This window comes from Litoreibacter sp. JB4-2, from assembly GCF_055693445.1.
In genome coordinates this window covers 2,671,376-2,685,192 of record NZ_CM146334.1, presented here as the reverse complement: position 1 = coordinate 2,685,192, position 13,817 = coordinate 2,671,376, and the positions used below count along the sequence as shown (strand labels likewise).

Sequence of the window (13,817 nt, the reverse complement as noted above, 5' to 3'; positions counted from 1 at the left end):
TATGGACAAATTTTCGAACTTCCCCACGACCCCGATTTCACCCGCACGCGGCGGCGAACAGGTCACACCCAGCGACACAACGGCGCTGACCCAAATCAGCCGCGCGCTTTATGTTGGTCAGGGCGGCGATGTCAGCGTGATTATGGCTGATGGCGCTGCCCTGTTGTTTGAAGCAGTGCCCGGCGGATCCATCCTGCCTGCCCGCGTTGAACGCGTAGCGTCTTCGGGCACGTCCGCCACTGGCATTGTCGCGCTCTGGTAGACCTATTTTAGCGCGAGGCTATGATCCAAACCTGTCGCCTCCCGTGCGGCAGGTTTTTTCTGTTCTGAGATCACGTCGCGAAACAGCCGCTCAAGCGCTTTTTCATACAGCTGCAACCGCGCCAACCCGTTCAGATGGCCGTTGCGCGCCTCATCCGCCAAGGCATCACGGCGCGCGTAGCCATCCATCACCTGCGTATGGATTTCCGCACCAGTTTGCGCGCAGCAATCGGCCACATGATCATAGCCCAACGCGCCAAACAGTCCCGCGAATTTGCGGCTATAGGCCAAGGGCACGACCGCGACGCCACTGGAAAACGCGGCAATGCAGGAATGCATACGCGCGCCCGTGAAAAACGACATCTGCGCAATGTAGCTTTTCGCCTCTGACGGCGTGTCAAAGGCCGGGGCGCAAACAACGTCGGGAAAACGCGCGGCCAGCTCCCGAATGGCGTGCATATCATCCTCCACCGGCATATCAGGGCTGATCACATGCGGGATCAGATGCACCTCAGGCCGGTCGGGATGCGCCAAAAAGCTTTTGATCATGGACGCACATAGCGCCCCATAATCCACATCCATCCCAAACTGGTTGCGGCCGGTATAGCCGCCCGCCATCAGCAGGCCCGAGACGTTGATCCCAACTTTGGGGCGCCCGGTATTCACCGCGCGGGGTCGCCCGGGCAGCCGCAAGGCCACGTCACACGCAACCAGAACCTCGCGCCGCACCCCCATCGCACGCAAATGCACGGCGGAGGCAACGTCCCGCGCCACAACCAATGCCGACCGGCTTAGAATGAACCGCGCCAACAGCTTACTGACAGGCCGGTTGAACGGCCCAAATGTCTGCGGCGCATGCACCAGCGGCGTGCCCGAGGCCAGACATAACAGCTTCATCCAAATCATCCGTCGCAGCCGCTTGGGCCCATAAATATCGGCAAAACTGTCGCCAGCGCCGATGTCCAGAACCACATCCGCCGCGCGCATGTGTTTGAACACGCCCGATGGTGCCAACAGGTCGCGCCCGGTCACAGTCACGATCTCAAGATCATCGCCCGAAACGCAGGGCGCGCCGCTGTCATTCCAGTCCAGAATGGTGACTTTTAGCGGCTGTCGCAGCCGCTTGGCGATCGAGCGCACAGCGTCCAGCTGCGCGGCCGTCAGCGCGCCGACACCCAAATTGCGTGACCGTGTCGCGTGCATGATGAAACAAATATGAAGCATGCTTAACCCTGTTGCGATTCCGGTTAACGAAGCGTTACGCGCTTAAGAGTTGGACCCGCGTTGTTGCAGGCTGCGCCGCATCATACCCAACGCCACCCGCATCATCCGACCCAGCCCCAAGCTGCGCGAATTGCGCCAAATCCCGGCCTGCCGGTAGCGCGGCGCAGGAAACCCGGCCAAAACACGCCCGATCAGCCGCGCCAGCAGCTCTTGCCGGCGGCGCACCTGACCGGGCTGCATCGGCTCAACCGCATCAATCGGCATCGCGCGCACCACCAACGCGCCCGCCTGACCGGCGTCATGCACCAGCCGCAATCCCAGTCGGGAGCGCGCAAGGATCAGGCTGCGCCCGTCGCGTTCTTCAAATTTCGGGTAACCTTCCGCATCCGTCTCCCAGGCGTCGGCAAAGACGATATCGGCCTCAAGCCCAATCCCGTCCGCGCAAATCTTGCACCGCGTCTGCACATGTTTTGACAGCACGTCGCCCCAGCTTTGCGCGTAGCTGAGCGTGTGTTGCTGCCCGGATTTCAGGGTCAGTTCGCTGCGCCCCGGCCAGCCGCGCCCGCGATAGCGAAACTGCGCAACCTCTGCCAATTCGGCGCCCATCTGCGACACCAAAGCCTCCGCGCCGCGCTGCGACGGGACACCGGCACAAAAGAACGACAGTTTGATGGGAAAAACGGCGTCAATCCGGGAATCAATCCGCGCCCAGTTGCGCAAGCCCGCAATGTCGCAGGGCTTGCCTACAAACGCGTAACGCGCGGTGCCCTCAAGCAATCGTGGCACCTGCAACAAAGGGGCCGACGGGGCATAGCGCGACGCGGCCTGCGCCAGCAACGCGTCACGCGTCCGGCTGACCACCACAGCGTTGCCCAATGGATTGCTCGGATCCGCCGCGACGCTGACGACGCCGTCAACTTCCCCCGTATCCAACAAATGCGCCAAAACGCCGGTTAACGCCCCGCCCGACGCCGCGTCAAACCGGATCGCGGCATCGGTCGACCACCCCTGAAACACTTTGCGGTAAGAGCCCCAAAGCGGGTGCGACTGGTCCCCCAATTCGGTCGGAACCTGCTGCTGGCCGGGGCAAATCTGCGCAATGTCGCGGCGTTGCTTGCGGGTCAATCTGGCGCGGGTGTCGGGGCGCAAAAACCCACTCTCGCCAAGCGAGATCGAGACCGACTTGGGCGCCAAAGCCGCACAGGCGCCGCAGCCCGTGCACAGACCGGCGCTGACGATCCGGTCGGTAATGTCTTGCGCTTGCACCACACGAAGCTCCTCGCCCATTTACGCCTCGTTAACCGTGAACTGGTTAAGCATGTGTAAATGGAAACGTTGACAGGCCCCTTTCCGCGCCAAAACAGGCTCTATCCGCTGCTTGCGCTTTTATCAGGCCACAGCGTCATTGCGGCGCTGACCCTGCTGCGCAATATCTTTGCGGCGCGTCTTATTGGGGTGGAACAATTCGGCATCGCCGCAGGCCTTGCCATCGTCGCAACGGGCGTCGAGATGGCGACAAATCTCGGCGTGCATCAAATGCTGGTCCGCGACGGGCGCGGCGATGCGCCCCGCTTCCAGGGCTCTCTGCATGCCATCCAGTTGCTAAGGGGGCTTTGTGGCGCGGTGCTGATCTATGGTCTCGCCGGGCCAATCGCCGCGTTCTTCAACACGCCGGAGGCCGCATGGGCGTACCGTACCCTCGCCATTTTGCCGGTATTAACCGGTTTGGCGCATCTTGACGCATATCGTTTTCAACGCGCGCATCGGTTCGGCCCGTCCATCGTAATCGGGGTTGGCCCGGCCCTGCTGGCCCTGCTTCTGATCTGGCCCCTTTACCAAAAATATGGCGATTTCAGGGTCTTGCTGACTGCGGCATTTGTCCAAGCCGCAGGCAGCCTGCTAATGTCGCACCTTGTCGCCGAACGCCGCTTCACCATAGCAATCGACAAAAAACACCTGTGCGCCGTGCTGCGCTTCGGCACACCAATGGCTTTGAACGGGCTCTTGCTGCTTGGCGTGTTCCACGGCGAAAAAATCCTGGTCGCGCATCTTAAAAGTCCGGTTGAGTTGGCGTTTCTGGCAATGGGCTTCACCTTGACCCTGACCCCCGCGCTCATCATCGGGCGCAGCTTGCAAACCTTTGCGCTGCCGCGCTTATGCGCTGTGAAAAGACCTGAAGACTTTCGCGAACAGGCCAACCAGCTTATCGCAATTTGCGCCATGATCGCAGTTTGCCTTGCCTTGGCGCTAAGCCTGTTGGGCCTGTTCGTCCCGGTTTTATTGGGGGACGCATTTTCCCCGCTTGTGGCACTTTTTCCCCTGCTCGCGGTGCTGCACGGGCTGCGCGTCGCCCGAACAGGGCCATCCACCGTCGCCTTGACCAAAGGCTGCACGCTGAACGCAGCGCTTGGCAATCTGCCACGCATCTGCGCCTTGCCGATTGTCTATTTTTGGCTGGCAGAGGGCGGCAGCCTGACAGGCATGTTGTGGATCGCAATCGCCGCAGAGACCGCGGGTCTGGCACTGGCCTTTCTGCGCCTGCGCCAAACCCTGAACACAGCCTAGGTCGCGTCGCCACCGACTTTCCAGGCATCCGCATTCACAAGGGCGGGCGGCCCCAGATATTCTTTGTAAGGCGCCCCGCCCGGGTGCGATCCATCGCCCAAAGCATCTTTCCAAACAGCCAGCCGGTCGACATCGGCCACAACCTGATTGGCCCCACTCGCCGTGGCCATCAACAACAAACGTCGGTTGCTGGGCAACGTCGGCGTGGCCGAGGTGAAACCTTCGTCCATAACCAGCACGCCATTGACCCAGATGCGCGCAAAGCCTGCGGCAAGATCAAGCGCGAACCGGATATCTGCCTGCACCCCGTTGATGATCGTACCCGACGCCGTCTGCGCATAATCCACATGGACCACCCCGCCCGTATCGCGCACGCGCAAACGCAGCTTGCCATTGGGCAAGACCTCCAGACGCAGATAGTTGCCCGTCGTTGTCATCAGCATGATCGTCCCGGAGCCCGGCACGGTCGGCGCAAGATCGAAATGGAACTGCATCGCGCCGACGCCCGCGCCCAGCGTCGCCGGGTCATAGAAGAACGGCCCTGACGCGCTGGTCGAAAAGCCCCCGGCAGGGGCGGGAAGCGTGTTGGTCAACACAGCGTCATCGGGCAAGGGTCGCACCGGCACACCGTCAAGCCCCGCCAAGCCGTGATCGACCACCGGCAGGTTCAAATGCGTGCCCGCGAAATGGTCCTCAGGGAATTTGATCATACCCGTGGCCCCGCCTTCGCCAAAGCGGATCACATCGCTTGAGACGAAAATTCCGGCATTGGGGAACAACCGCACGCGGCCTCCGACCACCTCCGCTCGCTCAGCGGGTTGGCCGTTGATTTGCCAGCCCAGAACATCCGTCCAATGCGGCTGGCCGCTTCCCAAAGCGGGCAAGCCGCGTTTCAGGCGTGGCGTGGTGATGTCGCCCGCGCTCGACCAGATCTCGACATAGGTGCCCGATGGCTCCCATTCGGCCTGATCAAAGACCGGCATCGCCCAGCTGGTCAGGCCCGCCGACTGCAAAATCGCATGCGCCATCAAGCGGCCAAACATCGGCGAGCCGTCATCCGTGTTCGCCGATGGGTGGCTTTGATCCGTCCAGCTGCCCGCGCCGTCATCATAGCCGTTTTGATAGGTCAGCGGCTCCAGTCCCAAGGGCAGGAAAAGCCCGTCAGCATTGGGGTTCACCACCATCTCACGCCAGCTTTCACGCGCCAGCTGTTTGTTCAGAAGGTTATTCTGCGTGGCACCACCGGCTAGCACCGTGGCGCTTTGCATGTCGGCCCCAATGTCGAACTTATGCGGGCCAAAGGCGATCCAGCGCGTATGGGCCGGGTCATAGAATTCGCCAAACCAGTGATCCGCCTGGTAGCTGGACGCGGTGCCATAGGGGATCGTGGTCGGGAAGCTGACCGGCGTGCCGTCGCTGGTTTTGCCGGTAAAGAGCGGGAACAGACCCTCTTCATAGCTCGATGAGAAGGACCCCGGCGTCGCAAACCACGACACGGACGGCATGCCCACATGTTGCCCATCCGCCGTGGCAAAGGCGTGCAGCGCGGCGTCATTGGCCCAAAGCCGAGACGGCTCCGCATCATCCACAAGGTCGCGGAACCCGGTGCCTGCGACGGCCTGAAACACCAGCGCAAACTTTTCGCCCGGCCGCTCCGCCATGAACACATTGGCCATCGCCGCCAGCGCCGCCGTGTGCGGGTCCGCATTCGTCAGATACTTGATTTGCGGGCCGCCATCGAACCACATCGCCTGCACGCTATTCTCGTTCAACAAGGGTTCGGCGGGCAGTTGGTCGTAGAAGGTCGAATGCAGCCGCACGACTTCCGATTGCCCCCAAAGCGCGATCACATGGCCAATCCCGAAACGGTGCGGCGTGGTGGCACGGGTCACCGGCTCTGACTGGATACGCGCCTCAACCCGCAGCCACCGCGTATCCCGCGGCAGGGTCAGGGTACCTGACCAGTCGCCCGACCCGTCAATCACGCCAAAAACCTGCCAATCCTGCGGCGCGTCGCCTTCGGGCAGCAGCCGGATCTCGACGGTCTCGCCCTCCGTCCCGGTGCCGCCAATCGCCACGTCCGCCTCTGCGCGGCCAAACGCAGCACCACTGTCAAACAGCGTCATGTCGCGCGAGAAATTGTTGATGGTGATTTCGGTCAAGGGCACGAAAACGCCACCCTTCGGGTTCGAGGTCGCGGCCAAAGGCAGGCCAAGCATCGTGATCATAAGGGTCACCTTCGTTTGGCTCGGCCGAGGGGGCACCGGCGCCAAAGGCGGTTGGCACGTCAGGCCCGCAGAGGGCCCCGTCCTGCGGGAACGAGCGGACTCTGACTGGGAAAGGCGCAGAAATGTCGCCCGAGCAGGCTGATAACACGACAAATTTCAGCGTTGCGCGCGCATATTATGCTGCGCGCCTTGCGTTAACCTTAGGTCAAACCCGCCGCCGCCAGCTCATGTTCGCGCAAATCGGCCTCAGGCAAACGGCCATACGCCCCGGCGCGAATGCCGCGCCGTATCACCTGCGCGGGGTTGCCGGCCACGATGCAGTCGGGGGGCACGTCCCGGGTCACGACCGCACCCGCAGCCACGATGGACCCCGCCCCGATCTCAACACCCGGCAAAATCATCGCCCGCGCGCCAATGAAGCAATCCGGCCCGATCCGGGTGTGCAGATACATCCCGCGCGTGCGGTCATGCGTCAGCACCATCGCCTGCAACGCCACATAGCTGCGCGCACCCACATGCACGCCAATCGGGAAGGTCCGGTCAAGCCGCGCCGACAGCGACAGCTGCGCGCTGGGATCAATATCCATGCCGTAAACCTTCACCAACCAAAGCCGGCGCAGACCCACCAAGCCCGCCCGAAAATGGCGAAGCCGGTTCAGCCCGCGTCGTCGCGCTTTTTGCAGCCCTTGGCTTGGCATCGGCAGGTCGGTCACGGCGCTTTCCTCTTTCCAAAGCAAACGCAAAATAACCGCGCAAATCTTTACAGAATGATAACGGTTAACCGGCAATTTACCTTCATGTTGTCGCGCCAAAACCTCCCGCTTCCGGTCATTCTGTATCTCGCCGTCGTGGTGCTGCCTGTCCGCTTCATGGCCGGGCCCCTGCAAATGACTAGTGTTAGGCTCTATTTGGCTGTGCTTCTGGTCCCGCTTTTGCTGTCACTGGTGCGCCACCGTCCCACCGCAACCGACATTCTGCTGCTGCTTTTTGTGCCTTGGGCGGGCGTCGCGATGTGGATGAACACGCCCAGTCAAGCGGTGGAGCATACTGGCGTCATGCTGCTGGAGATGTTCTGCGGCTACCTTCTGGCGCGCCGCTACATCACAAATGCCGCGCAGTTTCTGGCCCTGATTAAGGCGATCACAGCTCTGGTGCTGCTCTGCCTACCGCTTGCAATCTATGAAACGCTGACCGGCTCGCCGCCCCTGATTGACGCCATCCGCGCGCTGCCGGGCATCACAAGCGTCGACATCGTCGATATCGAGGCGCGCTTGGGCCTCGAACGCGTCCAGGCTATCTTCGCCCACCCGATCCATTTTGGTCTGTTCTGCGCCTCCGCCACCGCCATGGCGTTTGTCGGCCTTATGAAACAGCTGTCTTTGCCGCGCCGCCTCGCCATTTTGGCGCTGACCGTGCTGACCGCCTTCCTGGCCCTGTCCAGCGGCGCGTTCTTATCCGTGTTGATCCAGCTTTTCCTGATCGCATGGGCCGCGTTTTTCGTCCGTAACGCGCAGAAATGGTGGTGGCTAGTGGCGGCGATGCTGGCAGCTTACATTTTCATCGATCTGGTCTCCAACCGCAGCCCGATCCGCGTCTTCCTCAGCTACGCCACCTTCTCGGCGCACAATGCCTATTGGCGGGGCATCATCTTTGAATGGGGCATGATCAATGTCTGGACCAACCCAGTCTTCGGCCTCGGGCTGGAGGAATGGCTGCGCCCCCATTTCATGTATTCCGGCAGCATGGACAATTTCTGGCTGGCCCTTGCCGTGCGCTACGGCTTGCCCGGATTTGCGCTTATGGGGCTGGCCATCTGGCGCGTCGCGCGCAGTGGTACCGCGCCGCAGCACCTAAAAATGGCGTGGCTCTATTGTATGATCGGGCTGACTTTCACGCTGTGCACCGTCCATGTCTGGACCGCGATCTATTCCTATTGCTTCTTTCTGCTCGGCGCAGGTCAATGGATGGCCCTGCGCACCGGGTCAAACCCAAGCCCACAATCCGAAACTTTGCCCTTTGCGCGGCCCTTCCGGCCCAATTTCCAACGCGTGGCCCCCGCCTGATGCTTGGTGTCGTCATCGTCACCTACAACGCGACGGACGTCATCGAGGCCTGTTTAGACACGCTTTTGGCCAGCGATCAGCCGCTCAAGCTGGTGATTGTCGACAACGCATCGCCCGATCACACGGTCGCCACCATCACAAACTGGCGCACCGCGTCTGGCAGCACTGCGCGCGATCTGCCTTTTGTAAAGCCCCGCGCGATCCCGCGACACCGCCGCGCCGCCGTCAGATTGATCGAGGCCGGTCAGAACGCAGGCTTCGCCGCCGGGGTCAATATTGGGCTCAAGCACCTGCGTGCGGTTCCGCAGATTGACCGGTTCTGGATTTTGAACCCCGACACGCTGATCCCGCCGGGCACGCCCAAAGCCCTTGCGGACGCCCCGGATGGTTTCGCGCTGATGGGCTGTCGTTTGCTCTATGCGGACGCGCCCCACCGGGTGCAAATCGACGCGGGCACCATCAACCGTTGGACCGGCGTGACCGGCAACCTGTCCCTCGGCGCGCCTGCTGATGCCCCGCTCGCCGACGCCGCACGGGCCGATTTCATCTCCGGCGCCAGCATGGTGGCCTCCCGCGCCTTCATTGACGCCGCAGGCCCCATGCCCGAGGACTATTTTTTGTATTATGAAGAAGTCGATTGGGCCCAAAGCCGCGCAGACATGCCGCTTACCCTATGCGAAAACGCGCCCGTCTATCACCGCGCGGGCACCGCCATCGGCTCACCCACGCTGGGCAGCACCGCCGCGCCGTTTTCTGTCTATCACAAAAACCGCGCCCGGATGATGTATCTGCGCAAGTTTCACCCGTGGTCCCTGCCCACCGGGTACCTCTATGGACTGGCCAAATCAGGGCAATACATGGTCGAAGGCAATACGGCGCAGGCCACTGCGCTGATGCGCGCCATGCATGGGCTGCCGTTGCTAGCCGATATAGCTGCGCAGCGTCGTGACCAACCCGTCCAAAGACGGGCCTGACGCGATCGGTGGCTCAGGTGCTGCAAATTCCGTCCGGACCAGCGCCTCAAGCTTGTTGGTGTCCCATATCCCGGTAATCCCGTCCCGCCCCAAAAGCTGGCGCACGGTGCCCTGCTGGTGGTCGTTGCGATGCTCACCCAGCGAGGCCCTTCGCGGCACCAAAATCACCGGCACCTGCGCCTGACGCGCCGCCAGCACCGTGCCAATCCCGGCATGCGCCACGACCAGCCGGGCGCGTTCAATGACATCCCCATACCGTTCGCTGCTCATATAGGGCTCTACAATCAGGTTCGGGTAGGGCGTGCCCGCATCGCAGGTTTGCGCAATAACAGGCTCGCATAGCTTGCCCGCAATGCGGTTCATTTCTTCAACGAGGCGCGGGAACGGCAGCTGGGTGCCGACCGTCACAAAGATCATAGCACCGCCCCCGCATAGATCGCGCCAGTCTTGCGCGACACGTCGGGCCATTGTGTCAGCCAAAGCCCGGCAAACGGGCGCGAGAGGCGGCCCGACAGCGACATCCCTTCAGTGTTGGCAATGGAATCGATCCAAATGGTGCGCGCGCGAAACATCCGCGCCACGATCAGCGCGACCAGCCCCGGCAAAGCGCCCGTGGACACCACCACATGCGGCCGAACCCGCAAGATGATCCACGCCACCTGCAAAGCCACCAAAATGCCGCGCCACCATTCGGTGCGGCTGCATTCGCTGATGCAGAATTCGGCAATGTCGGGGTCGGTCGACACGAAGCGGACGTCATGGCCGTCAAAGGCGCCGGTCATGGCGTTAAGTTGGCGCCAATGGCCGCCCTTAGAGGCGACGGCGAGCACGCGTTGCGTTTTCATGGATAGGGCTCCTCCAGGCTATCCGATGTTTCCACCTGGCCCGGATATGGTTGCGGCCAGATGCCCCTATCTTCGCCTGCGCGACCGCACCCTGCGTTCACGAAGCTGGCCGTCGCGCGGCCAGCCGGTCCTTCATTCAAAGAGCTTGCGCTCCGGGACGACAATCACGTCGCCTTGTTGCAAAACCACCATCTGCGCGCCGCCATTCATCATGGATTTGGCGTCGATCCGGTAGGATTTGATCGTCTTGGTCTTGCGGTCCACGCGGCGCAGCATGACGCGGCTGGACGCAGCAAACCGGGTGAACCCGCCCGCCTCCGCCAGGAACTGCATCATCGTGGTGCCACGCGGCACCACCAGCTTGCCAGGCTTGCCCAGCTCGCCCATCGCGAAGACCGAAATTCCGGCAACCCGCGCGGTTCTGGGCGCGGACGCCCGGGCCCGCGCCGCCACGCTGCGCTTCGGGTCGGCCAGCCGCGACACGGAAATGTGGATCGTTGGCAGGTTCACGTAATTGGGCCCGATCTTCTGGCGCACCATCGCTTCGACCTGCGGAACGGTGCGCCCCGCCACCGGGATCGTGCCCGCCAGCGGCAAGGACACGCTGCCATCGGGCAGCACCAGCACGGACCGGCGCATCGCTTCGTCTTCCAGAACTTCCAAGACCAAAGTGTCGCCGGGCTGTATCAGGTAATCCTTTGCGGATGCTGGCACGCCAAAAAGGATCGAGATCAGTATCAAGACTGATTTCCACATCACAATGCGCTCCTTCTCTCAGCTTTTTTCCAAGCGCCAGACGCCGACTCACTGCCGTGTCATGTCGCTGTTCGGATTAAGAAAAGAAACGATTTCGATTAATTATGTCTTAAACTGTCTGCGTTCTTTTCACAGCTATCGTAGCCAGTGAGTAAGGACGCAACATGCTCTATGACAGCTCAGAATTCGAATGGCCCCGGCGCTCAAAGCCGAGCCTGCTTAGCCGCCTTTTCGCTAAAATCACCGCGCCGTTTGGTCGTAACGCATGAGCAACGCACGCATCAGATACTGGCGCTGGAAGCTGCTACGGCAGGTCCCGCTTTCGGTTGGGGTAGCGCTTGTGGGCGTCGCCGCCAGCCTCACCGCGATCGAATTTCTACCAGACCGCTACACCGCCACCACGCGACTGTTGGTCGAAGCCACATCCGTGTCTAACACAGCCCGTGTCAGCGCCGAATCGATGCAACACGCGGCTCAGCTGCAAAGTATTGAGGCGCGTTTGATGACCCAGCCGCGGCTCACCGCGCTGCTCAAGACATTGGGCAGCGACGCCGACCCCAAGACCCTGCAAGACGCGATCAGCTTCGACACGTCCAGCGGGCGCGGCAAGCCAACGACGCTCGAAATCGCCGTCACCGACGCTGACGGCGCCTTCGCCGCCGCGATTGCAAACGCCTTGGCCGATCAGGTCCTGTCGGAACACAGCCAGATCAAAACCGGTCGCGCCGAAAGCGCGTTGTCCTTCTACAGGGAGGAGGTCGTCGATCAAAAGCTGCGCCTCGACGCCGCTTTTGAGGACCTGTTGCGCTTCAAGGAAGCCAACGCAGGTGCCCTACCCGAAGACGCGCCACGCTACCACGACCAGCGCAAAGCACTGTTGCTGCAACGCGCCTCGCGCGGGTTGTCGGTCTCTGCCGATCCGACCCGTGACCGGATAGCGTCTGAATTGCGCTCCGCCGCCGCACTTTATTCAGGCCAGCACCCCAAGGTGCGGTCGCTGTCAGCACAGCTTGAACGCTCCGACGTGCCCGAACAATCAGGCCCGCCCAAGCTGATGAACTCCACCGATATTTCCAAGATCGACGCGGCACTTGCGCTGATCCCAGCCAATGCACTGCGGCTTGAAACGCTGGAAAACGCCCACGCGCTTGCCCTGACGCAATATGAAGACGCCGTCGCGCGGCTGGAAGATGCCGCCGTCGAAGAACGCATCACGCTGACCAGCAAAGGCGACCGTCTGTCCATCGTCGAAGCCGCCACCCTGCCAGACCTTCCCGCTGGGCCACGCCGCAAAATCGCGCTGGCACTGGGCATCGCTTTGTCCTGTCTGGCGGGCCTTGGTCTGGGCATCCTGCGCAGCCGGGGCGATCTGGTGTTGCGGCGCCCCGAAGACCTGATGAACAGCCTGAAAATTGCGCCTTACGCCGTGATCCCCCTCCCAAAACCCGCCTGAATATCGGAGCCACCACATGCAGCATGCCGCCCAAGACGCGACCGCCCCGGACCCCACATTGGAGGACACCACCCAACACGCCAGAGAACCGGTGATCGACAATGCGCGCCCGGTCTCCTTCACGCATAACCCTGATGACTACAAAGTCCTCACCGACCCGACCCGCGCGTGGATGCGGCTGAACGAGGTCTCGATCCCCGCCCATGCCAAGATTAACGACCCGCAAGGCATCGCGCATGAGCGCGCCATTGACCTGATGCGCAGCCGGTTGCTGCGCCAAACCCGCACCGATGGCATCAAGCGTTTGGCCGTGACCGCACCCACCAGCGGCGGCGGCGCAGGCAAGCTGACGGCGCAATTGGCGCTTAGTCTGGCGCGGCAAGATGATCTCAGGATCATGCTCTTTGACTTTGACCTGCGTGATCCAAAGCTGGCGACGCGATTTGGCCTATCGTCTGTCTCCCCAATCTGGAGCGCCCTGACCGGCATCCGCCGCGAATTTGACAGCTCCTGCCTGCGGGTCGGCTCAAATCTGGCGCTCAGCCTGTCGACCCAACCCGCCGAATCCCCGGCGGAACTTCTGGCAACCACCAAATCAACCGCGCTCATGACCCAAATCGAGGAAGACTTCGCGCCAGACCTCATGCTCATGACCCTGCCGCCGGTGCTCAGCACTGACGACGCCGTCAGCGCGGCCGGGCTCTATGATGCGGCGCTTCTGGTGGCACGCGCCGACCACACCACGCGTCCGCAGATCGACCAAGCCGAAAAGCTGATCGCCGAACAAAAGCCCTGTCTGGGCGTGGTCATGACCAATTGCCGGTTCACCGATGACCACACATCTCACTGAGCTGCCCGCCACTTTCATCGAGCGCCCCAAGACCTTCCGTGGCCCGAAATTGCGCGCCTTGCGGGCCGTGGCCTCGCTCGTTGATCCGCGGGCCTGGCTGCATCTGGCAAAGCTGATCAATTACTACAACTACACCCATGTCACGCCCCGCCGCGCGCTCACCTGCGGGCCCGGCACCGCGATCAGCCCGACCGCGTCTTTCGCCAATGCCCATAACATCGCCTTGGGCGCAGGCGCCCATATCGGCGCCCATTGCGCGCTTTGGGCTGGAGAGCATCGCGGCGCAATCGTCGCTGGCGACAACCTGCTACTGGGGCCCAATGTCATGATCACCGCCGCCGGATACCGGTTCAATCACGGCAGCCCAGTCACCAAGCAACCCATGCGGGAGGCTACCGTGCGCATAGGGCGCGACGTCTGGATCGGGTCGCATGCCGTGATCCTGCCCGGCGCTGAGATCGGCGACGGCGCAATCATCGGCGCAGGCGCCGTGATCCGTGGCAAAGTGCCCGCCGCCGCCGTCATCGCCGGTGCGCCGCCCACGCAGATTTCAACACGCGAAATGGTTGAAGGCAGCCGCGCCCCGGCGTAGCGTGCG

Annotated in this window: 14 protein-coding genes; 7 read left to right on the top strand and 7 right to left on the bottom strand. The window is 62.3% G+C overall.

Going from position 1 to position 13,817, the window contains the following annotated elements; all coding sequences use genetic code 11:
- The first annotated feature begins 1 nt into the window (after position 1).
- Entirely contained in the window at positions 2-262 is a 261-nt protein-coding gene (locus ACZ1G7_RS13275; protein ID WP_472659868.1) for a spike base protein, RCAP_Rcc01079 family, read from the top strand.
- A gap of 2 nt (positions 263-264) precedes the next feature.
- On the opposite strand, the gene ACZ1G7_RS13270 is transcribed toward ACZ1G7_RS13275, so the two are convergent.
- Positions 265-1,485, bottom strand: a complete 1,221-nt coding sequence (locus ACZ1G7_RS13270; protein WP_472659867.1) for a polysaccharide pyruvyl transferase family protein — start codon at positions 1,483-1,485, stop codon at positions 265-267.
- Between the two features lie 42 nt (positions 1,486-1,527).
- Positions 1,528-2,772, bottom strand: a complete 1,245-nt coding sequence (locus ACZ1G7_RS13265) for a Coenzyme F420 hydrogenase/dehydrogenase, beta subunit C-terminal domain (RefSeq protein ID WP_472659866.1) — start codon at positions 2,770-2,772, stop codon at positions 1,528-1,530.
- A 39-nt stretch (positions 2,773-2,811) separates the two neighbouring features.
- Here ACZ1G7_RS13265 and ACZ1G7_RS13260 point away from each other — a divergent pair, with 39 nt between their 5' ends.
- Positions 2,812-4,050, top strand: a complete 1,239-nt coding sequence (locus tag ACZ1G7_RS13260) for an oligosaccharide flippase family protein (protein WP_472659865.1) — start codon at positions 2,812-2,814, stop codon at positions 4,048-4,050.
- Here ACZ1G7_RS13260 and ACZ1G7_RS13255 read toward each other — a convergent pair.
- The gene (locus ACZ1G7_RS13255; RefSeq protein WP_472659864.1) at positions 4,047-6,278 is read right to left on the bottom strand and encodes a hypothetical protein; all 2,232 of its coding nucleotides are present in this window, start codon (positions 6,276-6,278) and stop codon (positions 4,047-4,049) included. The genes ACZ1G7_RS13260 and ACZ1G7_RS13255 overlap by 4 nt on opposite strands.
- A 200-nt stretch (positions 6,279-6,478) precedes the next feature.
- Positions 6,479-6,991, bottom strand: a complete 513-nt coding sequence (locus tag ACZ1G7_RS13250; protein ID WP_472659863.1) for an acyltransferase — start codon at positions 6,989-6,991, stop codon at positions 6,479-6,481.
- Positions 6,992-7,045: 54 nt separating this feature from the next.
- Here ACZ1G7_RS13250 and ACZ1G7_RS13245 point away from each other — a divergent pair, with 54 nt between their 5' ends.
- Together ACZ1G7_RS13245 and ACZ1G7_RS13240 are read left to right on the top strand one after the other, a co-directional pair.
- A complete protein-coding gene (locus ACZ1G7_RS13245; protein WP_472659862.1) occupies positions 7,046-8,341 on the top strand; it encodes an O-antigen ligase family protein in 1,296 nt (431 codons plus the stop codon).
- Complete coding sequence (locus ACZ1G7_RS13240; protein ID WP_472659861.1) at positions 8,341-9,315, top strand: glycosyltransferase family 2 protein; 975 nt, start codon at positions 8,341-8,343, stop codon at positions 9,313-9,315. Before ACZ1G7_RS13245 ends, ACZ1G7_RS13240 begins: the two co-directional genes overlap by 1 nt.
- Here ACZ1G7_RS13240 and ACZ1G7_RS13235 read toward each other — a convergent pair.
- The 3 genes from ACZ1G7_RS13235 to ACZ1G7_RS13225 all read right to left on the bottom strand — a co-directional run bounded on the left by ACZ1G7_RS13235 (position 9,262) and on the right by ACZ1G7_RS13225 (position 10,916).
- On the bottom strand, positions 9,262-9,783 hold the full coding sequence (locus ACZ1G7_RS13235) for a glycosyltransferase (protein ID WP_472659860.1): 522 nt from the start codon (positions 9,781-9,783) through the stop codon (positions 9,262-9,264). The two genes, ACZ1G7_RS13240 and ACZ1G7_RS13235, sit on opposite strands and share 54 nt — an antisense overlap.
- On the bottom strand, positions 9,729-10,160 hold the full coding sequence (locus tag ACZ1G7_RS13230; RefSeq protein ID WP_472659859.1) for a UDP-N-acetylglucosamine--LPS N-acetylglucosamine transferase: 432 nt from the start codon (positions 10,158-10,160) through the stop codon (positions 9,729-9,731). The genes ACZ1G7_RS13235 and ACZ1G7_RS13230 overlap by 55 nt, the downstream gene beginning before the upstream one ends.
- A 132-nt stretch (positions 10,161-10,292) precedes the next feature.
- Positions 10,293-10,916, bottom strand: coding sequence for a polysaccharide biosynthesis/export family protein (locus ACZ1G7_RS13225; protein WP_472663731.1), 624 nt, complete (start codon positions 10,914-10,916; stop codon positions 10,293-10,295).
- Between the two features lie 265 nt (positions 10,917-11,181).
- On the opposite strand from ACZ1G7_RS13225, the gene ACZ1G7_RS13220 reads away from it, so the two are divergent.
- Genes ACZ1G7_RS13220 through ACZ1G7_RS13210 form a run of 3 tightly spaced genes read left to right on the top strand, consistent with a single transcriptional unit; the run spans position 11,182 to position 13,811 of the window.
- Positions 11,182-12,369 carry a GumC domain-containing protein gene (locus tag ACZ1G7_RS13220; RefSeq protein WP_472659858.1) on the top strand — a complete coding sequence of 396 codons (1,188 nt, stop codon included), beginning with the start codon at positions 11,182-11,184 and terminating at the stop codon, positions 12,367-12,369.
- A gap of 16 nt (positions 12,370-12,385) precedes the next feature.
- Entirely contained in the window at positions 12,386-13,219 is an 834-nt protein-coding gene (locus ACZ1G7_RS13215; RefSeq protein WP_472659857.1) for a P-loop NTPase family protein, read from the top strand.
- Entirely contained in the window at positions 13,200-13,811 is a 612-nt protein-coding gene (locus ACZ1G7_RS13210; protein WP_472659856.1) for an acyltransferase, read from the top strand. The genes ACZ1G7_RS13215 and ACZ1G7_RS13210 overlap by 20 nt, the downstream gene beginning before the upstream one ends.
- Positions 13,812-13,817: the final 6 nt, after the last annotated feature.